Source organism: Streptomyces incanus, assembly GCF_042656345.1.
Classification (GTDB): domain Bacteria; phylum Actinomycetota; class Actinomycetes; order Streptomycetales; family Streptomycetaceae; genus Streptomyces; species Streptomyces incanus.
Genome location: NZ_JBHSPC010000095.1, coordinates 33,028 through 56,527, shown reverse-complemented (window position 1 = coordinate 56,527; position 23,500 = coordinate 33,028). Strand labels below are relative to the sequence as shown.

Annotated in this window: 23 protein-coding genes; 13 read left to right on the top strand and 10 right to left on the bottom strand. The window is 73.1% G+C overall.

Annotation, left to right across the window (positions count from 1 at the left end; all coding sequences use genetic code 11):
* Positions 1–33 precede the first annotated feature (33 nt).
* Positions 34–639, top strand: coding sequence for a GTP cyclohydrolase I FolE (gene folE, locus ACFP2V_RS27840; RefSeq protein WP_381218023.1), 606 nt, complete (start codon positions 34–36; stop codon positions 637–639).
* Between the two features lie 7 nt (positions 640–646).
* Here the strand turns inward: folE and ACFP2V_RS27835 are convergent, their stop codons facing one another.
* From ACFP2V_RS27835 to folP, 5 genes are all read right to left on the bottom strand, one after another.
* The gene (locus ACFP2V_RS27835) at positions 647–1,138 is read right to left on the bottom strand and encodes a DUF3180 domain-containing protein (RefSeq protein WP_381218021.1); all 492 of its coding nucleotides are present in this window, start codon (positions 1,136–1,138) and stop codon (positions 647–649) included.
* 55 nt (positions 1,139–1,193) lie between these two features.
* Positions 1,194–1,805 carry a 2-amino-4-hydroxy-6-hydroxymethyldihydropteridine diphosphokinase gene (folK, locus tag ACFP2V_RS27830; protein ID WP_381218019.1) on the bottom strand — a complete coding sequence of 204 codons (612 nt, stop codon included), beginning with the start codon at positions 1,803–1,805 and terminating at the stop codon, positions 1,194–1,196.
* Positions 1,802–2,161 (bottom strand): dihydroneopterin aldolase, encoded by a 360-nt coding sequence (gene folB, locus ACFP2V_RS27825; protein ID WP_381218017.1) that lies wholly within the window; start codon positions 2,159–2,161, stop codon positions 1,802–1,804. The genes folK and folB overlap by 4 nt, the downstream gene beginning before the upstream one ends.
* A gap of 347 nt (positions 2,162–2,508) precedes the next feature.
* On the bottom strand, positions 2,509–3,030 hold the full coding sequence (locus tag ACFP2V_RS27820) for a nuclear transport factor 2 family protein (RefSeq protein WP_381218015.1): 522 nt from the start codon (positions 3,028–3,030) through the stop codon (positions 2,509–2,511).
* The gene (gene folP, locus ACFP2V_RS27815) at positions 3,027–3,941 is read right to left on the bottom strand and encodes a dihydropteroate synthase (RefSeq protein ID WP_381218013.1); all 915 of its coding nucleotides are present in this window, start codon (positions 3,939–3,941) and stop codon (positions 3,027–3,029) included. The genes ACFP2V_RS27820 and folP overlap by 4 nt, the downstream gene beginning before the upstream one ends.
* A gap of 606 nt (positions 3,942–4,547) precedes the next feature.
* On the opposite strand from folP, the gene ACFP2V_RS27810 reads away from it, so the two are divergent.
* On the top strand, positions 4,548–6,047 hold the full coding sequence (locus ACFP2V_RS27810; RefSeq protein ID WP_381218011.1) for a hypothetical protein: 1,500 nt from the start codon (positions 4,548–4,550) through the stop codon (positions 6,045–6,047).
* 106 nt (positions 6,048–6,153) lie between these two features.
* On the opposite strand, the gene ACFP2V_RS27805 is transcribed toward ACFP2V_RS27810, so the two are convergent.
* Both ACFP2V_RS27805 and ACFP2V_RS27800 read right to left on the bottom strand, forming a co-directional pair.
* Positions 6,154–7,488, bottom strand: a complete 1,335-nt coding sequence (locus ACFP2V_RS27805) for a PH domain-containing protein (protein ID WP_381218009.1) — start codon at positions 7,486–7,488, stop codon at positions 6,154–6,156.
* Positions 7,485–8,099: a PH domain-containing protein gene (locus tag ACFP2V_RS27800; RefSeq protein WP_381218007.1), complete on the bottom strand. Its 615-nt coding sequence runs from the start codon at positions 8,097–8,099 to the stop codon at positions 7,485–7,487. The genes ACFP2V_RS27805 and ACFP2V_RS27800 overlap by 4 nt, the downstream gene beginning before the upstream one ends.
* Before the next feature lie 31 nt (positions 8,100–8,130).
* Here ACFP2V_RS27800 and ACFP2V_RS27795 point away from each other — a divergent pair, with 31 nt between their 5' ends.
* Positions 8,131–9,282 (top strand): NADH-quinone oxidoreductase subunit D, encoded by a 1,152-nt coding sequence (locus ACFP2V_RS27795; RefSeq protein WP_381218005.1) that lies wholly within the window; start codon positions 8,131–8,133, stop codon positions 9,280–9,282.
* Between the two features lie 453 nt (positions 9,283–9,735).
* Here ACFP2V_RS27795 and ACFP2V_RS27790 read toward each other — a convergent pair whose 3' ends face one another.
* On the bottom strand, positions 9,736–10,839 hold the full coding sequence (locus ACFP2V_RS27790) for an SAM-dependent methyltransferase (protein ID WP_381218003.1): 1,104 nt from the start codon (positions 10,837–10,839) through the stop codon (positions 9,736–9,738).
* A 155-nt stretch (positions 10,840–10,994) separates the two neighbouring features.
* Here ACFP2V_RS27790 and ACFP2V_RS27785 point away from each other — a divergent pair, with 155 nt between their 5' ends.
* From ACFP2V_RS27785 to ACFP2V_RS27775, 3 genes are all read left to right on the top strand, one after another.
* Positions 10,995–12,197, top strand: coding sequence for a sensor histidine kinase (locus tag ACFP2V_RS27785; RefSeq protein ID WP_381218001.1), 1,203 nt, complete (start codon positions 10,995–10,997; stop codon positions 12,195–12,197).
* A gap of 67 nt (positions 12,198–12,264) precedes the next feature.
* Positions 12,265–12,936, top strand: a complete 672-nt coding sequence (locus tag ACFP2V_RS27780; RefSeq protein ID WP_381218135.1) for a response regulator — start codon at positions 12,265–12,267, stop codon at positions 12,934–12,936.
* 49 nt (positions 12,937–12,985) lie between these two features.
* Entirely contained in the window at positions 12,986–13,645 is a 660-nt protein-coding gene (locus tag ACFP2V_RS27775; RefSeq protein ID WP_381217999.1) for an AAA family ATPase, read from the top strand.
* A gap of 126 nt (positions 13,646–13,771) precedes the next feature.
* Here ACFP2V_RS27775 and ACFP2V_RS27770 read toward each other — a convergent pair whose 3' ends face one another.
* Entirely contained in the window at positions 13,772–14,914 is a 1,143-nt protein-coding gene (locus ACFP2V_RS27770) for a DUF5937 family protein (protein WP_381217997.1), read from the bottom strand.
* A gap of 166 nt (positions 14,915–15,080) precedes the next feature.
* Entirely contained in the window at positions 15,081–16,331 is a 1,251-nt protein-coding gene (locus ACFP2V_RS27765; RefSeq protein WP_381217994.1) for a threonine aldolase family protein, read from the bottom strand.
* Positions 16,332–16,497: 166 nt separating this feature from the next.
* Between ACFP2V_RS27765 and ACFP2V_RS27760 the strand changes: the two genes are divergently transcribed.
* The 7 genes from ACFP2V_RS27760 (at position 16,498) to ACFP2V_RS27730 (ending at position 23,461) form a co-directional block, all read left to right on the top strand.
* Entirely contained in the window at positions 16,498–17,493 is a 996-nt protein-coding gene (locus ACFP2V_RS27760; RefSeq protein ID WP_381217992.1) for a Rossmann-like and DUF2520 domain-containing protein, read from the top strand.
* Positions 17,490–18,485 (top strand): pantoate--beta-alanine ligase, encoded by a 996-nt coding sequence (gene panC / locus ACFP2V_RS27755; RefSeq protein ID WP_381217990.1) that lies wholly within the window; start codon positions 17,490–17,492, stop codon positions 18,483–18,485. The genes ACFP2V_RS27760 and panC overlap by 4 nt, the downstream gene beginning before the upstream one ends.
* Positions 18,482–20,275, top strand: a complete 1,794-nt coding sequence (locus ACFP2V_RS27750) for an L-aspartate oxidase (RefSeq protein WP_381217988.1) — start codon at positions 18,482–18,484, stop codon at positions 20,273–20,275. Before panC ends, ACFP2V_RS27750 begins: the two co-directional genes overlap by 4 nt.
* Before the next feature lie 5 nt (positions 20,276–20,280).
* Positions 20,281–21,270: a carboxylating nicotinate-nucleotide diphosphorylase gene (nadC, locus tag ACFP2V_RS27745; protein ID WP_381217986.1), complete on the top strand. Its 990-nt coding sequence runs from the start codon at positions 20,281–20,283 to the stop codon at positions 21,268–21,270.
* Positions 21,271–21,279: 9 nt separating this feature from the next.
* Positions 21,280–22,077: a type III pantothenate kinase gene (locus tag ACFP2V_RS27740; protein ID WP_381217984.1), complete on the top strand. Its 798-nt coding sequence runs from the start codon at positions 21,280–21,282 to the stop codon at positions 22,075–22,077.
* Between the two features lie 437 nt (positions 22,078–22,514).
* A complete protein-coding gene (locus ACFP2V_RS27735; protein WP_381218134.1) occupies positions 22,515–23,198 on the top strand; it encodes a hypothetical protein in 684 nt (227 codons plus the stop codon).
* An 83-nt stretch (positions 23,199–23,281) separates the two neighbouring features.
* Complete coding sequence (locus tag ACFP2V_RS27730) at positions 23,282–23,461, top strand: hypothetical protein (protein ID WP_381217982.1); 180 nt, start codon at positions 23,282–23,284, stop codon at positions 23,459–23,461.
* Positions 23,462–23,500: the final 39 nt, after the last annotated feature.

Genomic DNA, 23,500 nt, shown 5'->3' with positions numbered 1-23,500 from the left:
GACACGCGCGTAGGCACAGGAACGAGGCATCACATGACCGACCCCGTGACGCTGGACGGCGAGGCCACCATCGGCGAGTTCGACGAGAAGCGCGCCGAGAACGCCGTACGCGAACTGCTGATCGCGGTTGGCGAGGACCCGGACAGGGAGGGCCTGCAGGAGACGCCGGCCCGGGTGGCGCGGGCGTACAAGGAGATATTCGCCGGCCTGTGGCAGAAGCCCGAGGACGTGCTCACGACGACGTTCGACATCGGTCACGACGAGATGGTGCTCGTGAAGGACATCGAGGTGTACTCGACCTGCGAGCATCATCTGGTGCCGTTCCGCGGTGTGGCCCATGTCGGGTACATCCCGGCCACCAGCGGAAAGATCACGGGGCTGTCCAAGTTGGCCCGGCTCGTGGACGTCTACGCCCGGCGCCCGCAGGTGCAGGAACGACTCACCACCCAGATCGCGGACTCCCTGATGGAGATTCTGGAGCCGCGCGGGGTGATCGTGGTGATCGAGTGCGAGCACATGTGCATGTCGATGCGGGGTATCCGCAAGCCCGGCGCGAAGACCCTCACGTCGGCCGTGCGCGGGCAGCTGCGGGACGCGGCGACGCGCAACGAGGCGATGAGCCTGATCATGGCCCGCTGAGCGGGCGTCAGGCCGCCGGGGCCGTGCCTCTGCCGTCGTGGTCGTCGTCGTCCTCCGGCAGCTTGCAGACGCGCTCCAGGAAGAGGGCCGCCGCTATGACGCCGATTCCCGCCAGGACCGAGGCCCCCGCGTAGATGGCCTGGTCGCGGCGGGCGGGGATGTCGAGGGACTCCAGGAGGGAGACGCCCGTGCCGCCGTACATCCCGGCGACGAGGGCGGCGACCAGGGCACTGGCCTGTCCGAAGACGACCGCGCGGGCCGCCATCATCGGGTCGACGCCCTTGGCCCCGGGGCGGCGCTCGCGCTGGTCCTTGAGGCGGGCGCGCAGGGAGAGCGCCGTGGCCGTGAGGACCACGGCGATCAGGGCGAGGACGACGGGCGCCGCCAGCGGAACGCTCGGCAGGGTGCCGAGGGAGTTCCAGAGGCGGGCGCCGGCCCAGGACAGGACTCCGGCCACGACGAAGACGCCGGCCAGCTCCCTGATGCGCAGCTCTCTCACGGTGTCCCTTCGGTTCCCCCGGTGCCCCGGTACGCGGTCCTGTCGACCTTAACGGCTACTCGGGCAGCCGGAGTTCCAGGTCGCCGCGGGACGTGACGCCCTCCCGGGCGACCGTGCCCAGCAGGGCGGCGACGGGTCCGCGTCCGGGGAGTTCGGCCTCGGGGTCGATGTCGTGCCAGGGGACCAGCACGAAGGCGCGTTCGTGGGCGCGGGGGTGGGGGAGGGTCAGCCGCGGGTCGTCGGAGCGAAGGTCCGCGTAGGAGACGATGTCCACGTCCAGGGTGCGCGGGCCCCAGCGCTCGTCGCGCACCCGGTGAAAGGCCTCCTCGACCGCGTGGGCCCGCTCCAGCAGGGAGGACGGGGGCAGGGTGGTCTTCAGGACCACGACCGCGTTGAAGTACGAGGGCTGGCTGCCGGGCTCGACGCCCCACGGCTCCGTCTCGTACACGGGCGAAACCGCCTTGACCCGGATGCCGGGGGTGTCCTCCAGGGCGTCGACGGCCCCCTGGAGGGTCTCCAGCCGGTTGCCGAGGTTGGCGCCCAGGGAGACGACGGCCCGCTTCGGGTTGTGCAGGGTGCTGTCGGCGGCGTCCACCCGCTCGACCACGGAGGCGGGGACGGGCTGAACGGTCGGGTCGGTGTGGCCCTGGGTGGACGGCCTGGTCATGCGCGGCTCCGGATGATGGTGATGGTCACGTCGTCGAAGGGCACGGTGATCGGTGCGTCCGGCTTGTGGACGCAGACCTCGACCTCCTGGACCACGTCGTGCTTGAGGCAGACCTGCGCGATGCGCTCGGCGAGCGTCTCGATGAGGTTGACGGGCTCGCCCCGGACGACCGCCACGACCTCCTCCGCCACGATGCCGTAGTGCACGGTCTTCGTCAGATCGTCGTCGGCCGCGGCCGGCCGGATGTCCAGGCCGAGAACCAGGTCCACGATGAAGGTCTGGCCCTCTTCGCGTTCCTTGGGGAACACACCGTGGTGCCCACGGGCCTTCAGGCCGTGCAGCGCGACACGATCCACACGAATCCACTCCTGCAGTCGTCGGTCCGGCCGGTGCCGTGTGCGGACGGCACCCTTGCCTCGGTCGAATTTACCCGCGGGTACCGGCAGGGCGGACCCCGAGGTGGGCGGGTCCGGTCCGTGCCGGGAGATTTCACCGTGCGTTTCCCCAGGAGGGCCTGGGGTTCACGGACAGGTAGCAGCCCCTACCCGCACGGAGGTGATGCCAACCACTTCCCGGGCGAGGAAGGGGAAGGGCGGGGTCCGGCCGGGTCCTGTGATCACCCGGGTCCGGTCGGTCGGCCGGGTCCGGTCGGTCAGATGGCCGGGTCCGGTCCGGTGGCCGGCCCGGCGGTCGGCCTGTTCGCTCAGGAGGGGTGCTCGGTGTCGTCGGGGACCTCGGAATCCTCGCTCTCGTCGTTCTCGGCGAGGACGGGGGAGGCGTGGTGGGACCAGAGCTTCCAGCCCGAGGGAGTCCGCCGGTACACGTTGGTGGCGACGACCAGCTGGCCGAGCAGGGGGCCGAGTTCCTCGCCGGCCTCCGGGGCGGGGCCACCGCTGAGGATGTTCTCGGTGCAGGTCACGACGGCGGTGTCGCCGGTGACGGAGACGTGCACGTCGGTGAGGAAAAATTGGATGTAGTCGGTGTTCGCCATGATCAGGGCGTACGACCGGAGCACCTCGCCGCGTCCCGTGAGCACCGGCCAGCCGGGGTGCACGCAGGAGATCACGCCGGCGTCCGCCGGGTCGTGGTAGGTCTCGTCGACGCCCAGGTCGGCCGGGGTCAGCCAGAGCGACGAGACCTCTTCGAAATCGCCCTGCTCGAGCGCCTCGTAGAAGGCGGCGTTGGTGGCTTCGACCTGCTCGACATCGGTGTGCGGGGCGCTCACCGGGTTCCCTCGGCATCGTGCGCGCCGGGTACGGAGGGCGTGCCGTCCGGGGTACGCGCCAACTCGACGGCGTGGGCGACCCGTACGGCGTCCGCGGTGGCGCGCACCTCGTGCACGCGGACCGCCCAGGCGCCGCCCTGGGCGGCGAGGGCGGAGACGGCGGCGGTGGCCGCGTCGCGTTCCCGGGCGGGCGGGGGCGCGCCGTCGGGGCCGGCCAGGACGTGACCGAGGAACCTCTTGCGGGACGCGGCCACGAGCAGCGGGTGGCCGAGCGCCCGGAGGCGGTCGAGACGGGCGAGGAGGGCGAGGTCGTGGCCGGCTCCCTTGGAGAAACCGAGCCCGGGGTCGACGATCACGTGGTCGGCGGCGATGCCGCCCTCCAGCACGGCATCCACGCGCGCGCGGAGTTCGTCGACGACCTCGGTGACGACGTCGTCGTACGTGCCTTTCACGTTGCCGCCCTCCAGCAGGCCGCGCCAGTGCATGACGACGAAGGGGGCGCCGGCGTCGGCGACCACGGGGATCATGCCGGGGTCGGAGAGACCGCCGCTCACGTCGTTGACGAGCGCGGCGCCCGCCGCGAGGGACTGCTCGGCGACGGAGGCGCGCATGGTGTCGACGGAGATCGTGACGCCCTCGGAGGCGAGGCCCCGGACCACGGGGATGACGCGTTTGAGTTCCTCGGCCTCGTCGACACGCGTGGCACCGGGGCGGGTGGACTCGCCGCCGACGTCGATCAGGTCGGCGCCCTGGGAGACCAGGTCGAGGCCGTGCTTGACGGCGGTCGTCGTGTCGAACCAGCGGCCACCGTCGGAGAAGGAGTCGGGCGTCACGTTCACGACGCCCATGACCGCACAGCGGCCCCAGTGGGGAAGGCCCGGGACGTGAAGGTGTCCGCTCCTGTTGCTCATATGTTCAGCGTAGGCCCAGGGCGGGGCCGGGAAGCACCTGGATCCGGGGACGCGGCCGGAAGCCGGTTCAGGGGATCTCGTGACCCGGGTCCAGGGTCCAGGGTCCGGGAGCCGGGAGCCGGGAGCCGGACTGCGACCCGGTATTTCCGGCGAGCGTGAGATGGCCGGTGGGCGTATCCGGATTTCGCCGATCATCCCGGAAAACAGCGGGGACGGGATGGGGCGGGATGGGGGCGCCTTGGGATGCGACTCGGGCACGACTTCCTTACCCGGGAGTGGGCGTTTCGGGCGGAAGCCCGGATGGATCAGCGGGTGCCGGAGGAGTGGTGCGGGACGGGCCCGGGCCCGGTTCAGGACGGGCTCGTTACCGGTGCGGGAGACGATCCGGTGCGGGGCGGGGGTGTAACGGAACCGCTTCCCGCCCAGAAAATGATCTTGATAATTGCGGCGCGGGTCTATTCACGGTTCGGCGGAGTTCCCTGATGCCCTGTGAAAGCCTCGGTGTGGCTTTGTTTTTACGGGGCGGGGCTCCACCATTCGCCTACGCGCGGTAAGTTTCTGGCCATGCCACGTGGACGTCACCGTCATTCCCCGCCCCTGCACAGGATGTTGCCCCCGTCGGCGATCGCAGGCGTCTCGCTCGTCTGCGCCTTGGGGCCCTGGGTGTTCACCCAACCGATGACGCTTCGCCTCCTGGCCGCTGCCGCGGCGGCCGTGGCGATCCTCGGTGCGGTCGTCATGCGGCACTGGGACGCCCAGGCCGGCAGGCAGGTCGCCGACCTCGCGCGCGCGCGTGCCAGTGACGAGTGGCGTTTCGAGGAACGGGTCGCCGAACTGGAGTCCGACCTCGAGGAATCGCGTGAACTGCGCGTCAAGCTGGAGCAGCGGCTGCGTGCCAAGCGCACGGAGCTGGCCGGGCTGCGCAATGAGCACGCGGCACTGCTCAGGCGGTACGCCGCGGCGGAGACCGGCCGGGCGACGGTCCTGGAGGAGCGCCGGGTGCTCGAGATCGAAGCGGCGGTTCCGGCGCGCGCGTTGACGGCGGGACCGTCGGCCGCCGAGTCCGGTGCCGGGCCCGACGACAAGGCGACGGTGCCGGCGGCCAGGACCGAGGGCGAAACCGCGCCCGAGTCCGAGGCGCCCGAGTCCGAGGCGATCGCGGACGGCGGGGAGGAGACCGGGCGGCCCGCGGCTCCCCAGGTCTTCTCGCCGGAGGGGCCCGCGCTGTTCCTGCGGGCCAACGCGGCGCTGGCACGGCTCGCCGGCAACGGCGAGGGTGACGACCGCCCCGCGCGGGACGTCACTGACGTGACCGACGTGACTGACGTGACCGACGTGACTGACGTGACCGACGTGACCGACACGACCGACGTGACGGACACGACCGACGTGACGGACGTGACCGACGCGGAGGCCGCGGAGACGACGGCCGACGATGCGCCGACCGACGCCGGCACCCCCCGGAGCGGCCACTCGGCGAAGCACGGTGACTCCGCGTCCGTGAGGGACGACACCCGGCCCGGAAACACCGCCGGGTCCCCTCGGAGCGACGGCACCCCCGAGGACGACGGCCCCGAGCCCCCCAGGACGAGGAAGCCGCAGCAACCGCAGGAGGGCGAGGCTGAGGGGCGGTCCGAGGCGGTTGCCGGGCACGGGCACGAGACCACCTCCTCCGGCTCGGACGCCGGCACCACGTCCGAGCCTCCGGCCCAGTCCGCCCAGTCCGCCCAGTCCGCCCAGTCCGCCCTGCCTGCCCCGCCCGGCAGTTTTGTGCGGCGGCCCGCCGGGCACTTCACCGTGCCGACCGCGGTCGCGGTGGTGCCGCCGACGGAGCCTGTGCGGCGCCCGGTGTCCGACGGCACCTTCGACTTCTTCGGTACGCAGAATGAGGCGGAGGCCGCCGGCGTGGCCGAGGAGGAAACGCCGGCCCCGCACAGGGCCGAGTCCGAGCCGGAGTCCGAGCCGGCCGGCGACGCGCGGGGCGTCGGCCAGGTCATCGACCTGACGGCACACGACGAGCCGGAGCCGGCAGACGCAGACGCAGAGGCAGACGAAGAGGCGGAGTCCGAGGCCGGCACGAAGGGACTGCGCAGCGCGGTCTCCTGACGGCACAGAGAGCGCACGGCAGACCGGCCGCACGCGAACGGGGTCCCACACAGGAGACGTGCGGGACCCCGTTCGCGTGTCCAGGCCGGGGCGCCGGGCGGCCGGGTCAGGCCATCCACCGGTCCGGGCGGGCGTCCCGGCGGCCGGTCCGGGACCGTTCCGCCTGGGCCCGCAGCAGCTCCGCCGCCTCGTCGGCGTCCCGGAGCCGGGCCACCACGGACTTGTTGGCCCCCGTGTCCACATGGACGTCCGCGACGCCCCGGGCGCGCTGCCAGGGCCCCTGGACCAGCCGTACGCTCTGCACCTTGGCGTGCGGCACCAGCGCGACGGTCCGGGACAGCCGGCCGTGCCGCGCGGCGAACACGGTGCCGGTGACGGCGAGTCCGTAGCCGCGCCACCACACCGGCACGCACCACCGCGCGCGCCGCGGCGGCCGGGACAGCTCCGCGTGCGACGGCACGCCGACGCCGGGCAGCACCCGCGCGACGACGGATTCGGCGATCTCGCGCGGAGCGACCGGCAGCAGCAGGGAGTTGGACGAGCCCGCCACGTCGAGCTCCACCCGCACCCAGCCCCGGCGCCGCCACAGCAGCGGCTCCACGATCCGCACGGTCTGTACCCGCCCCGGCGGTACCGTCTCGTGCGCCCGGTCGAGGAGACCGTGGTCGATCCGCAGCCCGTCGGGCGACTCGCCCAGGGTCCAGTCGTACTCGGTGACGAACCGGCCGACGCTGCTCGCGCCCGCCGCGCCGATCATCGGAACGGCGGCGGCGAGGAGCGTCCACAGGCTGTGGGTGGTCATCCACAGCAGCGGCAGCGCGACGACGGCGAGGATCAGCCAGACCCAGTTCGCGCCGGTCAGCACGAGGGAGAGGGCGAGGACGCCGGGCGGCACGCGCAACAACTGCCGGGACGGAGCCTCACCCACCTCGTGCGCCGTCTCGGGTGCGAAACCGGCCGCCCGCGCGAGCAGTTCGGCACGCAGCGCGCGGGCGTCGTCGGCCCCGAGGAAGGCCAGCTCGTCCTTCTTGTCGGTCCCGATGACGTCGAGTTTGAGCTTGGACACGCCCGCGACCCGCGCGAGCAGCGGCTGGGTGACGTCGATGGCCTGGATCCGCTCCAGCCGGATGTGCGCGGTACGCCGGAACAACAGCCCGGTGCGGATGCGCAGTTCGCTGTCGGTCACCGCGAAGTGGGTGAACCACCACGTCAGGAAGCCGTAGAGGGCGGCGGCCGGAATGAGGACGCCGAGGCCGATCAGCAGCGTGGTCGTCGTCAGCCGGGTCAGCTGGCGCTGCGCCTGGTCCGGGTCGTGCAGCGCCCACCCGATGATGACCGCGACGGGCGCCCACGCCCGCCTGAGCGGCGTGACGGGATGCAGCCGGCGCTCGCTCACGGGCCGCCGCTCGCGTACGGCCTCGGGAGCCTGTGGGGCGGTCACAGCCCCGCCGATCGGGCCTCGCCCAGCTCCGTGAGCCGGTCACGCAGTCGTTCCGCCTCGGCCGGTACGAGACCGGGGATGGTGGCGTCGGTCGCCGCGGCCGCCGTGTGCAACTGCACGCTGGCCAGACCGAAGTGCCGTTCGACGGGCCCGGACGTCACCTCGACCAGCTGCATCCGCCCGTACGGCACGATCGTCTCCCGACGCCACAGGACGCCCCGGCTGATCAGCAGGTCGTCGGAGCGCTCGGCGTACCGCCAGGAGCGCCAGTTGCGTTCCAGCATCACCCATCCCCAGGCCAGCAGGGCCAGCGGCGGCAGGGCGAAGGCGGCCCAACGGGGCCCGGCCAGCAGGCCCGGGACCAGCCCGGCGGCCAGCGTGAGCAGCCCCAGCCACACCACCAGCATCAGCCGGCGCACCTTCAGCAGCCCCGGCGGCAGCGCGATCCACTTCGGCTCGGCACCGGGGGCCGACGGCGCGCCGGAAGGGACCACCGGCTCCACCACTTCCGTCGTCGCGGCCGGTCCCGCCGTCGTCCCGGTGGTCGCCGTCGCCTCAGCGGGCCGTTCCGGTCCCGCTGTACCCGTGTCGTGCGGGTTCCCCGTCTCCATGGCCCCAGCGTACGTAGGGGAGACTGTATTCATGACTCCTACGACGGAGACCATGGTCGGCATCGGCGGCGCCGCGGAGAGCACCGACATGGTGCTCAACATCGGGCCCCAGCATCCGTCCACGCACGGTGTGCTGCGGCTGAAGCTCGTCCTGGACGGCGAGCTCATCACCAGCGCGGAGCCCGTGATCGGCTACATGCACCGGGGCGCGGAGAAGCTGTTCGAGGCGCGGGACTACCGGCAGATCATCATGCTGGCCAACCGCCACGACTGGCTGTCGGCGTTCTCCAACGAACTGGGCGTGGTCCTCGCCGTGGAGCGGATGCTCGGCATGGAGGTCCCCGAGCGCGCGGTGTGGCTGCGCACGCTGCTCGCGGAACTGAACCGGGTGCTCAACCACCTGATGTTCCTCGGTTCCTATCCGCTGGAACTCGGTGGCATCACACCGGTGTTCTACGCCTTCACGGAGCGCGAGGAGCTCCAGCACGTCATGGAGGAGGTCTCCGGCGGGCGCATGCACTACATGTTCAACCGCGTGGGCGGTCTCAAGGAGGACCTTCCGGCGGGATGGACCACACGCGCGCGTACCGCCGTCGCCGACGTGCGTTCCCGCATGGACCGCTTCGACGACCTGGTGCTCGGCAACGAGATCTTCCGCGGCCGCACGCGCGGTGTCGGCGTCCTCTCCCCGGCGGCCGTGCACGCGTACGGGGTGAGCGGGCCGATCGCCCGTGCCTCCGGCGTCGATCTCGACCTGCGCCGCGACGAGCCGTATCTCGCGTACGGCGAGCTGGCGGACGTTCTGAAGGTGGTGACCCGCGAGGAGGGCGACTGCCTCGCCCGCTTCGAATGCCTCCTGGAGCAGACGTACCACGCCCTCGACCTCGCCGAGGCCTGCCTCGACCGGCTTGCCGACCTGCCCCCGGGCCCCGTCAACCAGCGGCTCCCGAAGGTGCTCAAGGCGCCCGAGGGGCACACCTACGCGTGGACCGAGAACCCGCTCGGCATCAACGGGTACTACCTAGTCAGCAAGGGCGAGAAGACGCCGTACCGGCTGAAGCTGCGCTCGGCGTCGTACAACAACATCCAGGCGCTCACCGAACTGCTGCCGGGGACGCTGGTCTCGGACATGGTGGCGATCCTGGGGTCGATGTTCTTCGTGGTGGGGGACATCGACAAGTAGGGCAGGAGGGCAGGAGGGCGTGTGTCTCCGCCGGGAAGTTCCGGGCTCTGGCCCGCCTTCGATGGTGACGCATCGTGGCCGTGGTTGCTGACGGTGGAGCACGCAGGCCGGAGGGATGCTCGCGGCTGCCGGGCGGAACTCCCTTCTCCGGACGCAGCCGCCGCCCTCTCCATGAGCTGCGGGATCCGGGCCCCACCGGACGTGACGCACGGTTACCGCCGAAGGTGGGCCAGAGCCAAGTTCCGGCCCCGCCGAAGCGGTGAGAAGTGGCTCCGCCGGGTGTGCGAGCGGCGGGCCGGTGGGTGGTCCGCGCACCAGCGCGACCGGCGAGAAGAGGCCGTCGGGGGCCCGGGTACCCGGTCGTCCGACCGGTCGCGGGGTGGGGCCGCTTCTGCCCCTCCCCCCGGGGCCGGCGAACCCCGTTCAAGACAGGAGTGGACGCGGGGAGCCGTCTCAGACGGCGTCCGCGAGCACGTCCGGGATCCCGACCGGCTGCAGCAGCCATCCGAAGTCGCCGAGCCCGCCCGGCGCGACGAGCTCGGCGGCCTCCGAGGCGGCGGCCAGGGCCCGTACGTAACCCGTGGGGTCGGCGGACGCGAGGGCGAGCGGGGGGCGCGAGCCGGTGAGGCCCAGGGCCCGCAGGGCGGCCCGCTGGGGGAGCAGACGGGCGCCGGGGAGCGCGCAGGCCGCCGCGCAGGCGTCCAGGGCGACGTGCGCGGTGATGTCGCACGACCCGTCCGGTACGGGCGTCGTCCCGCGCCCCTTCCGGAAGCCCGTGAGCGTCCCGAACGGCGGGCGCGCGGTCGCCGTGTGCGCGTAGTCCACCGCGACCGCGAGTCCTCGCGTGAGCGTCCCGACCGCTGACGCCCAGGCCAGATCCCGGGGCAGCCCGATCTCCGCCCGCAGTCCCACCGCGCTCATGGCCTTCGGGGCGGCCTCCCCCTCCGTCGCGGCCTCGCCGTCGTCCGTCACGGGTTGCTCACCTGTGAGGGGCCACCACCGTGCCAGCCACTCCGCCTCCGGGCCCGTGACCGGCGGCCCGAGCCGTTCCGTTCCGTCGTCGCCCACCAGGACCAGCCGAGGGACGCCCTCCGGGCCGACCTCGGCGACCTCCAGGGGCACGTTGTCCAGCCACTCGTTGGCGAACAGCAGCCCCGTGGTCCGCTCCGGGGGCTCGGCCCGCCACTCGATCCGTCGGTCGAGACCGCCGGGACGGCCGGCGAGTTCGACGGCGTACGCACGCGTGCGTGCCGCCACGTCGGCGGGCAGCGCGGCGAGCACACCGGCGGCCAGTTCGCCCCGGCCCGCCGCCATGTCCACGAAGTCGAGCACCGTGGGCCGGCCCAGCGTCTCGTCGACCCGGCACAGCAGACGCGCCACGGCCCCCGCGAACAGCGGTGAGGCGTGCACCGACGTACGGAAGTGCCCGGCGGGGCCCTCCGGCCCGCGGTAGAACCCGGCCGGCCCGTACAGGGCCGCCCGGGTCGCCGCCCGCCACCCGCGCGGGCCGCCTTCCGCCCCTGCCGTCACCGGTTCCCCCCGCTCGTCGTCGCCCATGTCACCGATGCCGCCGGCCCGCTGCCGCCGTCGTCACCGGCCCAGGTTACGTGCGGGGACACGCCGGGCCTCCACCTTGCGGAGTACGCGTGCGGACCGGGGATCGGCCCTCCGGTTGACCCCCGCACGCATTTCGCTTCCCTACGCTGGGTTACGTGCAGCACCTCTATGATTTTCTCCGCAGGCACCCGGCATGGGTCGACGGCTTCTGGGCCGTGGCCCTGTTCGGGATTTCGATGTCCAGCGGAGCGACCGTCGAGGAGGCCGAGGGGACCGGATCGGTAGCCGTGACCGTCCCGGTCATGCTGCTGCTGTCGCTGGTCGTCGCGCTGCGCCGCCGGATGCCGGAGCGGATGCTGGTCCTGGCCGTCGTGGTGGGCCTCCTCCAGGTGGTCCTGGATGTGGCGACGATGCCCGCCGACTTCGCCCTGCTGGTGATCGTCTACACGGTCGCGGCGGTCGGCGCCCGCTGGGCCTCCCGTCTCGCGCTGGGCACCGGCCTGTGCGCGGCGCCGGTGGCGCAGGCGCGCTGGCCGCTCGACAACGTGAGCGTGGCGGTCAACATCGCCCTGGTGGTGTTCCTGACCGTGCCCTTCGTCCTCGCCTGGGTGCTCGGCGACTCCATCCGCACCCGGCGTGCCTACTTCGCGCAGCTCGAGGAGCGTGCCGCGCGGCTCGAGAAGGAGCGCGAGGCACAGTCGAAGGTCGCGGTCGCCGCTGAGCGCGCCCGCATCGCGCGTGAGCTGCACGACGTCGTCGCGCACAACGTGTCGGTGATGGTGGTGCAGGCCGACGGCGCCGCCTACGTCCTCGACACGGCGCCCGACCAGGCCAAGAAGGCACTGGAGACGATCTCCTCCACCGGCCGCCAGGCGCTCGCCGAGATGCGCCGTCTGCTCGGCGTGCTGCGCACCGGCGAGCACCAGGAGGCCGGGGAGTACGTGCCGCAGCCCGACGTGCGGCAGATCGAGGACCTCGTCGAGCAGTGCCGGGAATCCGGGCTGCCGGTGGACTTCAAGGTCGAGGGCACCCCGCGTCCACTGCCCAGCGGCCTCGAGCTCACCGCGTACCGCATCGTGCAGGAGGCGCTCACCAACACCCGCAAGCACGGCGGGCCCAACACGGGCGCCAGCGTGCGCCTGGTGTACTTCGACGACGGTCTCGGCCTGCTCGTCGAGGACGACGGCAAGGGCGCCCCGCACGAGCTGTACGAGGAGGGCGGGTTCGACGGCCAGGGGCACGGACTGATCGGCATGCGCGAGCGGGTCGGTATGGTCGGCGGCACCCTGGACGCGGGCCCGAGGCCGGGCGGAGGGTTCCGCATCAGCGTCCTGTTGCCCCTCAAACCCGCTCATTGACGCCTGAACGCTTGTGCACGCCCTTTATTGACACCTGTAACACCTTCTGGAGATGGAAGAGGCCCCGATGGCGATCCGCGTGATGCTCGTCGACGACCAGGTGCTGCTGCGCACCGGGTTCCGGATGGTGCTCGCCGCCCAGCCGGACATGGAGGTCGTGGCGGAGGCGGGCGACGGCGTGGAGGCCCTCCAGGTGCTGCGGTCCACCGCGGTCGACGTGGTGCTCATGGACGTCCGGATGCCGAAGCTGGACGGGGTGGAGACGACCCGCCGGATCTGCGCGGACACCGACCCGCCGAAGGTGCTGATCCTGACCACCTTCGACCTCGACGAGTACGCCTTCTCCGGGCTGAAGGCCGGCGCCTCCGGCTTCATGCTCAAGGACGTGCCGCCCGGCGAACTGCTCACCGCGATCCGCGCGGTGCACAGCGGCGACGCCGTGGTCGCCCCGTCCACCACCCGCCGGCTCCTGGACCGCTTCGCACCCATGCTGCCGAGCACCACCAGGCAGCCCCAGCACAAGGAGCTGGAGCGGCTCACCGAGCGGGAACGGGAGGTCATGATGCTGGTCGCACAGGGCCTGTCCAACGGTGAGATCGCGGCCCGCCTGGTGCTGTCGGAGGCGACCGTGAAGACCCACGTGGGACGCATCCTGACCAAGCTGGGACTGCGGGACCGGGTGCAGGTGGTGGTCCTCGCCTACGAGACGGGACTGGTACGGGCCGGCGGACAGGGCTGACCTTGCGCACAGGGCTGACCGGGCGTCCCCGCGTCGGTAAGGTCTGCGCATGCTGCTGTGGATCAACGGTCCCTTCGGGGGCGGCAAGACGCAGACCGCACACGAGATACGGCGCCGGTTGCCCGGCAGCGTCATCTGCGACCCCGAGCACCTCGGCTTCGGCCTGCACCGGATGCTCCCGCCGGAACTCCGGGGAGCCCGCGGCCGGAGGCCGCTGATAGACGACTTCCAGGACCTGGCCTCCTGGCGGCAGGGTGTCGTCGAGGTCCTCGACCTCGCGCTGACCCGGCACGACGGCGTCGTGATCGCGCCCATGACGGTCACGGACCCGGACTGCTTCGCCGAGACCGTCGGCCGGCTGGGAGAACTCGGCCACGACGTACGCCACTTCACCCTTCTCGCCGAACGCGGGACGGTGCTGCGGCGATTGCGCGAACGCGGCTTCGGGCGCCTCCTGAAGTACGCCGGCGGGAAGAACGCGGGCCTGCGCGGGGAGAGCTGGGCCGTGCGGCGGCTCGACCACTGCCTGGAGCGGCTGGGCGAGCCGGAGTTCGCCGAGCACCTGTGGACCGACCACACGACCGTCCCGAAGACGGCGGACCGCATCGCCGTCCTGGCCGGACTGACCCTGCGCCCCAACAACGAGGGCCCGCTGCGGACCCGGCTGCGGCAGGCGGGCGTCGGCATCCGCCACATCCGCTTCGACTGACCCGCGTCGTCACCTCCGCTTCGACCGGTCCGCACATCCGGTCCGCACACCCGGTTCCTACGGCCGGTCCGCACACCCGGTTCCTACGGCCGGTCCGCACCGGACGGCCCGGGTCCGGGGCTGCGGTCAGCGCAGAATGCCCTCCAGGAAGTCGCTGCCGAGTCGGGCCACGACCGTCACGTCCAGCTGGTGCAGTACGTACCGGCCGCGGCGGCGCGTGGTGAGCAGGCCCGCCTTCTTCAGCACGCCCAGGTGCCGGGATATCTCCGGGGCCGTCATGCCGTGCACCTGGGCCAGCTCACCCGTGGTGTACGCGCTGCGCGCGAGGTGACGGCACAACCGCATACGGACGGGGTGGGACAATGCAGTCATCCGCAGGGCCAGCTGATCGACCGTCGGCGGCGCCGCGAGCTCGGGGGAGCCGATCGGATAGTGCAGCACCGGCTGCCAGCCGTACCGGTGCAGGACCATCAGGTGCGGCCGGCCCAGACTCGTCGGGATCAGCAGCAGGCCGTCGGCGGCCGTGGCCGTACGGGTGTCACCGAGTTTGTCGACCGTGATCACGCCGGCGTCCAGGTCGACGGTGACCGCGGGGGACACCGCGGCCAGTGCCTCGGCCAGTCCTTTGTGCCGCAGCAGGTCCGTCTTGAGCCGGGTGTCGGCGGCGAGCTGATGGCGCAGCCGGGACCAGGTCCCGGCGAAGAACGCCTCGTCGCAGTCCTGGAAGAACTCCCGCAGCCAGGCCCGGATCCGGGGCGGGTCGGCCAGCAGCCCTTCCGCGAACCGCACCTGCCGGGGCCCCCGCGCGGCGGCCAGCTCCAGCGCCCGGTGGCGCATCCTCGCGTCGGTGAGCGGGCCGGGGCCCGGCTTGTCGTAGGGGAACGCGCAGGTGAACTCCAAGGCGGCGGCCACGAACTGCTCGTCCGACAGTTTGTCCAGCAGCTCCAGCTCCTCGGCGAGATCCGTGCCGGGGAGCGCACCGCCGGGGACGCCCGCGCATGCCAAAAACAGGTCCGAGAACGTCATACGCCACAGGAAGTCGGCCTCGCACATCCGGTCCGCCAGATGCGGGTCCAGGCGCGCGGTCACGCCCGTCACCCAGCTCTGGAGCCCGGGGTGATGGGCCGGCTCGGACAGTGCGTGCAGCGCCATGCCGAGCTCGGCCAGCGGGGACGGCACGACGGCGATCCGCTTCCAGGCCTCCGACTCCGCTCGAGCAGGGGACACCCCCGTCGCCCACAGTCCCGAGACGTCGATGCGCACACTCATGCCCTCATGGTGCACTGCGCCGCTGACAGCGCCGCCCCGATTGACGGCCGCCGTCAATCGGGGCGGCGAGCGGGAGCCCCTGCCCCTGCGACGTCCCTCAGCCCCTGCGACGCCCTCAGTCCCTGCGCCGGCCTCTACGCCTCTACGCCTCTACGCCTCTACGCCTCTACGCCTTCGCTCCCGGGAGCCGCCGTACGAAGTCCGCGGCCGCGGCCCGTACGTCGTCGGCCGTCCACTCCAGGCCCGCCGCCCGCACGTACACCTCGGTGAGGGCCAGACCCGGTCCCTTCGGATCCCAGTGGTTGGCGAACAGCGCGGCCCCCGTCTCCTCGGCCGCCCGGACGGCCGCCTCGGCCAGGACGTCGGCCTCGTACGGCAGCCACACCTGGAAGTCGTGGGTGTGCGGCACCTCGGGGTGGACGCGCGCCCACGGCACCCCGGCCTCCGCCAGCCCCTCGCGCAGGGCGGTGGCCACCACGCGCGCGTGGGTGACGTACTCGGGCAGCCGGGGCAGCTCACGCTCCAGACCGATCAGCGCCGACAGGGCGGTCGGGAACTGCTGGAAGACATTGCCTCCGTACCGGTGCCGCCAGGCCTTGGCCTCCTCCACCAGCGTCGCCGGGCCGGCGAGCGCCGCGCCGCCGAAGCCGTCGAGGGACTTGTAGAACGACACGTAGACGCTGTCCGCCAGGGCGGCGATCTCCTCCAGCGGACGGCCGAAGTGCACCGTGCACTCCCACAGCCGGGCCCCGTCGAAGTGGACCACGGCCTCGCGTTCCCGCGCGGCGTCCACCACCCCGGTCAGCTCCTCCCAGGTGGGCAGCACGAAACCGGCGTCCCGGAGGGGGAGTTCCAGCATCAGCGCGCCGAAGGGCTCATCGAAGTCCCGCACCTCGGCGGCGGTCGGTATCCGGGGCTCGCCGGTCACCCGCACCGGACGCAGGCCGCTGACCCGGCTGAACGCGTTCCGCTCATGGACCTCGGGGTGGCTGAGCCCGTGCAGCGCGACCACCGGGCTGCCGGTACGGCCCGCCCAGCAGCGCAGGGCCACCTGCTGGGCCATCGTCCCGGTCGGGAAGAACGCGGCGGCCTCGGTGCCCAGGAGTCCGGCGACCCGTTCCTCCAGCGCCTCGACGACGCCGTTGCCGTAGATGTCGGCCGTCTCGTCCAGGTCGTACACGCTCGCCGCCGCGTCCAGCAGGGCCAGCCGCTCCCGGAGAGGCCCGAGAAAGCCGAGGCGCGCGAGCGCGCGCGGGGCGCTGCGCCAGGCGGCGATCCGCCGCGCGCGGAGTTTTCGCCCCCGTTCCTGATCCGCCCCCTGATCCGCCCCCTGATCCGGCTCCCGGTCCGGGCCCGGTTCCGCCCCGGTCTGCCGCCCGTCCTGTGTCGCAGTGCCGTTCTCCGCCGTATCACCCATGCCCGGGATCATCCCGCGTACGGAGGCGCGCGGGCACCCGGATTTTCCCTGCGGCACCCACACCCTGTGGACCACTGTGCGCCGGGGAGCCGGCCGCGTTTCGCGTTAACATGACGAAAAATCGTCCGGTACCCCGAGCGGACTGGAACGGGAAGGCCGTCGTCGCGTGAACACAAGCCCACAGCCAGATCCCAGGGACCGCCCCGCGCGGCTCAGCGTCGGTGTGGTCGGCGCCGGGCGCGTCGGACCGGCCCTGGCCGCGTCCCTGCAGCTCGCCGGACACCGTCCGGTGGCCGTGTCCGCCGTCTCGGCCGCCTCCCTCAGGCGCGCCGAGCAGCTGCTCCCCGACGTGCCGGTGGTCGCGCCCGCCGAGGTGCTGGAACGGGCCGAACTGGTGCTGCTGACCGTCCCGGACGACGCGCTGCCCGAGCTGGTGGCCGGGCTCGCCGAGACGGGTGCGGTACGGCCGGGACAGCTCCTCGTGCACACCTCCGGGCGGTACGGCGCGAAGGTGCTGGACCCCGCCCTGCGGGCCGGCGCGCTGCCGCTGGCCCTGCACCCGGCGATGACGTTCACCGGCACCCCCGTGGACGTGCAGCGGCTCGCCGGATGCTCCTTCGGCGTCACCGCGCCCGAGGAGCTGCGGCTGGCCGCCGAGGCACTCGTGATCGAGATGGGCGGCGAACCGGAGTGGATCGCCGAGGAGAGCCGCCCGCTCTACCACGCGGCCCTCGCCCTGGGCGCCAACCATCTGGTCACCCTGGTCGCCCAGTCCCTGGAGCTGCTGCGCACCGCCGGGGTCGAGGCCCCCGACCGGATGCTCGGCCCCCTGCTCGGCGCCGCCCTGGACAACGCCCTGCGCTCCGGCGACGCGGCCCTCACCGGCCCCGTCGCGCGCGGTGACGCCGGCACCGTCTCCGCACATGTCACCGAGCTGCGCCGGCACGCCCCGCAGACCGTCGCCGGCTATCTGGCGATGGCCCGCGCGACCGCCGACCGCGCCCTCGCCCACGGCCTGCTGAAGCCGGAGCTCGCCGAGGACCTCCTCGGGGTACTCGCCGACGGGACGACGAGTCCCGGCGGTCAAGGAAACCGAGGCGACCGAGGCAATCCGGGTGACCAAGGCAATCAAGGCGGCGAAGGCGAAGGGGACCCCCGATGACCACCACCCTGCTGCGCACCGCGGCCGATCTGCACGCACGCGCGCGTACGGGCCGCCGAGCCGTCGTGATGACCATGGGCGCCCTGCACGAGGGCCACGCCGCCCTGATCCGCGTCGCGCGCGAACTCGCGGGTGCCGAGGGCGAGGTCGTGGTCACCGTCTTCGTCAACCCGCTGCAGTTCGGCGAGGGCGAGGACCTCGACCGGTATCCGCGCACCCTGGACGCCGACCTCGAGGTCGCCGGGCAGGCGGGCGCCGACGTGGTCTTCGCCCCGTCGGTCGACGAGGTCTACCCGGGCGGCGAGCCCCAGGTCCGCATCAGTGCCGGCTCCATGGGCGAACGCCTGGAGGGCGCCGCCCGCCCCGGTCACTTCGACGGCATGCTCACCGTCGTCGCCAAACTGCTGCACCTCACCCGCCCCGACATCGCCCTGTACGGCCAGAAGGACGCGCAGCAGCTCGCCCTGATCCGCCGCATGGTCCGCGACCTGAACTTCGGTGTCGACATCGTCGGCGTCCCCACCGTCCGCGAGCCCGACGGACTGGCCCTGTCCAGCCGCAACCGCTATCTCTCCGCCGCGGAGCGGCGCACCGCCCTCGCCCTGTCCGGCGCCCTGTTCGCCGGCCGGGACCGGCACGCGGCGCAGGAGGCGCTGCGCGCGCGGGCCCGCGAAGTGCCCGCCACGCACGCACGCGTCGAGGCGCTGAACGCGCTCGGGGAGTCCCGCGCGGCGGCCGACGCGCACGCCGTCGCCACGGCGGGCGGGCTCGAGGCCGTCCGCGTCGCCGCCCGCCAGGTCCTCGACGGGGCCGCCCGCTTCACCCCGCCGCTCACGCTGGACTACCTGGCCCTGGTCGACCCCTCGGACTTCACCGAGGTCGGCGACGACTTCACCGGCGAGGCCGTGCTCGCCGTGGCCGCCCGGGTCGGCACGACCCGCCTGATCGACAACGTCCCCCTGACCTTCGGCACCCTCGGAGCCGCCTCGTGACCAGCACCGGCATACGACTGCACGCTCCCGCGCCCGGGTGGTCCATCGAGGCGGACGTCGTGGTCGTCGGCTCCGGCGTGGCCGGGCTGACCACCGCGCTGCGCTGCGAGGCCGCCGGACTGGCCACCGTCGTCGTCACCAAGGCCCGGCTCGACGACGGCTCCACCCGCTGGGCCCAGGGCGGCATCGCCGCGGCCCTCGGCGACGGCGACACCCCCGAGCAGCACCGGGACGACACCCTGGTCGCCGGCGCGGGCCTGTGCGACGAGGAGGCGGTTCGCATCCTCGTCACCGAGGGCCCCGACGCCGTACGCCGTCTCATCGACACCGGCGCCCACTTCGACGAGTCCGAAGAGGGCAGCCTGGAACTCACCCGAGAGGGCGGCCACCACCGCCGGCGCATCGCGCACGCGGGTGGGGACGCCACCGGCGCGGAGATCTCCCGCGCGCTCGTGGAGGCCGTACGCGCGGTCAGGAGGAGTGAGCGCGAGACGCTCTCGGGCAAGGGAGGCGGTGGGCGACGGGCGGGGCTGCGCACGATCGAGAACGCGCTCGTCCTGGACCTGCTGACGGACGCCGAGGGCCGCAGCGCGGGCGTGACCCTGCACGTCATGGGGGAGGGCCAGCACGACGGCGTGGGGGCCGTGCACGCCCCCGCGGTGGTGCTCGCGACCGGTGGCATGGGCCAGGTCTTCAGCGCGACCACGAACCCCTCCGTCTCGACCGGCGACGGGGTGGCACTGGCCCTCCGCGCGGGCGCCGAGGTCAGCGACCTCGAGTTCGTGCAGTTCCATCCGACCGTCCTGTTCCTCGGCCCGGACGCGGAGGGCCAGCAGCCCCTGGTCTCCGAGGCGGTCCGCGGCGAGGGTGCCCACTTGGTCGACGCCGACGGCGTGCGCTTCATGGTGGGACAGCACGAGCTCGCCGAGCTCGCCCCGCGGGACATCGTCGCCAAGGGCATCATGCGCCGGATGCGGGAGCTGGACGCCGAGCACATGTACCTCGACGCCCGGCACTTCGGCGCCGACATGTGGGAGCACCGCTTCCCGACGATCCTCGCCGCCTGCCGCGCCCACGGCATCGACCCGGTCACCGAGCCCGTCCCGGTCGCCCCCGCCGCCCACTACGCCTCCGGCGGCGTCCGCACCGACTTCCACGGCCGCACCACCGTCCCCGGCCTCTACGCCTGCGGGGAGGTCGCCTGCACCGGCGTGCACGGAGCCAACCGGCTCGCCTCCAACTCGCTCCTGGAGGGACTGGTCTACGCCGAGCGCATCGCCGCCGACATCGCCGGGAGCCGGGCCGGGAACGCCCTCCACGCGCGTACGCCGCAGCCCCTCCCTCCCGCCGAGCGCCCCGGACACCCCCTCCTCCCCGCGGAGGCCCGTTTCACCATCCAGCGGATCATGACCAGGGGAGCCGGGGTCCTGCGCTCCGCGGCCTCCCTCGAGCAGGCCGCCGACGCGCTCCAGCGGCTGCACGCCGACGCCCGCGACGCCCTCGACGAGCAGGGCAAGACCGCCGAGCCCGGCGTCGACACCTGGGAGGCGACCAACCTCCTGTGCGTCGCCCGCGTCCTGGTCGCCGCCGCGCTCCGGCGCGAGGAGACCCGGGGCTGCCACTGGCGCGAGGACCGGCCCGAGCGCGACGACACCGCCTGGCGCCGCCACATCGTCGTACGGCTGAATCCGGACCGCACGCTGGCGACGCACACCACCGACACCACAGACTTCCCCCCGACCATCCCCGACGCCCCGAACCTCCCGCCCCAGGCCTCCCAGGAGCAGTGACAGCAGTGACCACCCCAGACCTTCCCCTCACCCCGTCCGGTGGCTGCGGCGACGGCTGCGCCTGCGGCGCGGACAGCGACGAGAGCTATGACGAGACCTACCTGGAGTGCGGCCTCGACCCCGCGCTCGCCCAGCTCCTGGCCGACGCCGGTCTGGACCCGGTGGAGGTCGAGGACATCGCCAACGTCGCCATCCAGGAGGACCTCGCCCACGGCGTGGACGTGACGACGGTCGCGACCATCCCCGAGGACGCCGTCGCCACCGCCGACTTCACCGCGCGGGAAGCGGGCGTCGCAGCGGGCCTCAGGATCACCGAGGCGGTCGTCTCGGTGGTCTGCACGGCGGAGTTCGAGGTCGAACGGCACGTGGAGGACGGCGACCGGGTGGAAGCCGGCGACAAGCTCCTCTCCGTCACCACCCGCACCCGCGACCTCCTCACGGCGGAACGCAGCGCCCTGAACCTCCTGTGCCGCCTCTCGGGCATCGCGACGGCCACGCGCGCGTGGGCCGACGTTCTGGACGGCACGAAGGCCAAGGTCCGCGACACCCGCAAGACCACCCCGGGCCTGCGCTCCCTGGAGAAGTTCGCCGTGCGCTGCGGCGGCGGCGTCAACCACCGCATGTCGCTCTCCGACGCCGCCCTGGTCAAGGACAACCACGTCGTCGCCGCGGGTGGCGTCGCCCAGGCCTTCCAGGCCGTCCGGGAACGCTTCCCCGACGTACCGATCGAGGTCGAGGTCGACACCCTGCACCAGCTCCGCGAGGTCGTGGACGCGGGCGCCGACCTGATCCTGCTGGACAACTTCACCCCCGGCGAGTGCGAGGAGGCGGTGGCTCTCGTCGCCGGCCGCGCCACCCTGGAGGCATCCGGCCGGCTCACCCTCGACAACGCCGCGGCGTACGCCGACACGGGGGTCGACTACCTCGCCGTGGGCGCCCTCACCCACTCCTCGCCGATCCTGGACATCGGCCTGGACCTGCGAGCGGCGGAATAGGGGCCGGCCATGCTGCTGACGATCGACGTGGGCAACACACACACCACCCTGGGCCTGTTCGACGGCGAGGACATCGTCGAACACTGGCGGATCTCCACGGACGCGCGCCGCACCGCCGACGAGCTCGCCGTTCTCCTCCAGGGCCTCATGGGCATGCACCCCCTGCTCGGCGACGAACTGGGCGACGGCATCGACGGCATCGCCATCTGCGCGACCGTTCCCTCCGTCCTGCACGAACTCCGTGAGGTGACCCGCCGCTACTACGGCGACGTCCCCGCGGTCCTGGTCGAGCCGGGCGTCAAGACCGGCGTGCCGATCCTCACCGACAACCCCAAGGAGGTCGGCGCGGACCGCATCATCAACGCGGTCGCCGCCGTCGACCTCTACGGCGGGCCGGCCATCGTCGTCGACTTCGGCACCGCCACCACCTTCGACGCGGTCAGCGCGCGCGGGGAGTACATCGGCGGCGTCATCGCCCCCGGCATCGAGATCTCCGTCGAGGCGCTCGGCGTCCGCGGCGCGCAGCTCCGCAAGATCGAGGTGGCCCGGCCCCGGAGCGTGATCGGCAAGAACACGGTCGAGGCGATGCAGTCCGGCATCGTCTACGGCTTCGCCGGCCAGGTCGACGGCGTCGTCCGCCGGATGGCCCGCGAGCTCTCCGACGACCCCGAGGAGGTGACCGTCATCGCGACCGGCGGACTCGCGCCGACGGTCCTGGGCGAGAGCACGGTCATCGACGAACACGAGCCCTGGCTCACCCTGATCGGCCTGCGCCTGGTCTACGAACGGAACGTGTCGCGGATGTAGCGCGTCCCGGATGTGGCGCTCCCGGCCGTACGGGGGCTGCCCGGCCCGCACACCTCGTGGAGCGGGCCGGGCCCCCTCGCGGAGCGGATGCTGTCGGTCGGTTCCCCCGGCGGTTCCGGGCCCCGCGAGCCCGCACTCCGTTGCCCCGGGTGTTCCGGCCACAGTCGTGACGCATCCCCGGAAAGTGCCACGGCTGCGGATCCAGGATGCGGATCCAGGCTGCGGGCCCGACGGATTCGCCGACCGCGTCCGGAGCGGGACCGGGCGGCCCTCGTCGAGCGGCACCGGCTCCTCACCGAATCGACCCGCTCGGGCGGACCCCCACCCGGGTGGACCCGTGCGCCGTACCCGCACACCACACCCTTGCGTTATGCGTTGTTTGTCTGATTAGCGCGTATCGTCGCCGCATGCCCACGCCCTACGGATCCCGCGGCGGCATGGCGTTCGGCGCGGAGGAGCTGCGTGTGCTCCGCCGTGCCCTCGCCCTCGCCCTGCACCCCACGCCCGCCTCGGCCGAAGACGTCCAGGACTGCCGCCGCCTCGCCGAGTCCCTCGACGAGGCGGCGCGGGAGAGCGCCCGCCTGCGCGCCTTCCTGGTGGCCGACCTCGGCCGCTACCGCGCCGCCCTTCCCGGCACCGTCGCCGGCTACCTCGCGCTTCTGGAGGAGGCGCTGGGCGCCGGCTACCGCCCCGACGTCGACGACCTCGCCGCCCTCCGGGCGCTGCGCGGCAATCCCACCGCCGCCGCCCTCCTGGGCCGCTGCCGGCTCCTGGCCGAGCAGGACGTACGTGCCCGCCTCGCCGGCCGCACGGTTCGCGCACCCGGCGACTCCGCACCCGGCGTCCCGTCCGCCGGTCCGCTGTCCAAGGGCCCCCTGTCCAAGGGCCCCCTGTCCGTCGTCCCCGTCTCCCGCACCCACCTCCTCGCCCTGCCGGGCGGCCGGGCCGCCGAGGGCCCCGAGGAGGAGCCGGCACGCAAGCCGTCCGCCCCCCGGCCCGAACCCACCGCCCCCGCTCCCGGCACCCCGAAGCCCGGCCGTCCCGTTCCCACCCCGGGCGAGGTCTTCCCTCGTCGCAAACCCACCCCGCCCCCGCAGGGCCGGCGACTCGCCGCGGGCTGAAGCGCCGCCGCACGCCCACCCCGCCTGCCGTACACCCGCCCCCGCCCGGCCCTCCGCCGGGCCGTCCCGGCTACCCTGGACCCATGGACTACGTCTCCGCGCTCCTGCCCCCGGCCGTCATGGCCGTCCTCTTCATCGGCGTGATCCGGGTGATCGTGAAGTCCCAGGGCGGCGCCAACAAGGCCAAGGAGGACGCCGCCGTGGACGCGGCCCTCGCCGGCGCGGAGACCACCCACCAGGCCACCGCCAAGACCGACGCCTGACCCTCCCGCCGTCCGGCCGGCCTCGGGCGGCACGAGAGA

What these genes read in the sequence shown, in the direction of transcription:
- folE (WP_381218023.1), top strand. Translation starts at nt 34, where the DNA reads ATGACCGACCCCGTGACGCTGGACGGCGAGGCCACCATCGGCGAGTTC.
- folK (WP_381218019.1), bottom strand. Translation starts at nt 1,805, where the DNA reads ATGACCAGGCCGTCCACCCAGGGCCACACCGACCCGACCGTTCAGCCC.
- folP (WP_381218013.1), bottom strand. Translation starts at nt 3,941, where the DNA reads ATGAGCAACAGGAGCGGACACCTTCACGTCCCGGGCCTTCCCCACTGG.
- ACFP2V_RS27810 (WP_381218011.1), top strand. Translation starts at nt 4,548, where the DNA reads ATGTTGCCCCCGTCGGCGATCGCAGGCGTCTCGCTCGTCTGCGCCTTG.
- ACFP2V_RS27800 (WP_381218007.1), bottom strand. Translation starts at nt 8,099, where the DNA reads ATGGAGACGGGGAACCCGCACGACACGGGTACAGCGGGACCGGAACGG.
- ACFP2V_RS27795 (WP_381218005.1), top strand. Translation starts at nt 8,131, where the DNA reads ATGACTCCTACGACGGAGACCATGGTCGGCATCGGCGGCGCCGCGGAG.
- ACFP2V_RS27790 (WP_381218003.1), bottom strand. Translation starts at nt 10,839, where the DNA reads ATGGGCGACGACGAGCGGGGGGAACCGGTGACGGCAGGGGCGGAAGGC.
- ACFP2V_RS27780 (WP_381218135.1), top strand. Translation starts at nt 12,265, where the DNA reads ATGGCGATCCGCGTGATGCTCGTCGACGACCAGGTGCTGCTGCGCACC.
- ACFP2V_RS27775 (WP_381217999.1), top strand. Translation starts at nt 12,986, where the DNA reads ATGCTGCTGTGGATCAACGGTCCCTTCGGGGGCGGCAAGACGCAGACC.
- ACFP2V_RS27770 (WP_381217997.1), bottom strand. Translation starts at nt 14,914, where the DNA reads ATGAGTGTGCGCATCGACGTCTCGGGACTGTGGGCGACGGGGGTGTCC.
- ACFP2V_RS27765 (WP_381217994.1), bottom strand. Translation starts at nt 16,331, where the DNA reads ATGGGTGATACGGCGGAGAACGGCACTGCGACACAGGACGGGCGGCAG.
- panC (WP_381217990.1), top strand. Translation starts at nt 17,490, where the DNA reads ATGACCACCACCCTGCTGCGCACCGCGGCCGATCTGCACGCACGCGCG.
- ACFP2V_RS27740 (WP_381217984.1), top strand. Translation starts at nt 21,280, where the DNA reads ATGCTGCTGACGATCGACGTGGGCAACACACACACCACCCTGGGCCTG.
- ACFP2V_RS27735 (WP_381218134.1), top strand. Translation starts at nt 22,515, where the DNA reads ATGGCGTTCGGCGCGGAGGAGCTGCGTGTGCTCCGCCGTGCCCTCGCC.
- ACFP2V_RS27730 (WP_381217982.1), top strand. Translation starts at nt 23,282, where the DNA reads ATGGACTACGTCTCCGCGCTCCTGCCCCCGGCCGTCATGGCCGTCCTC.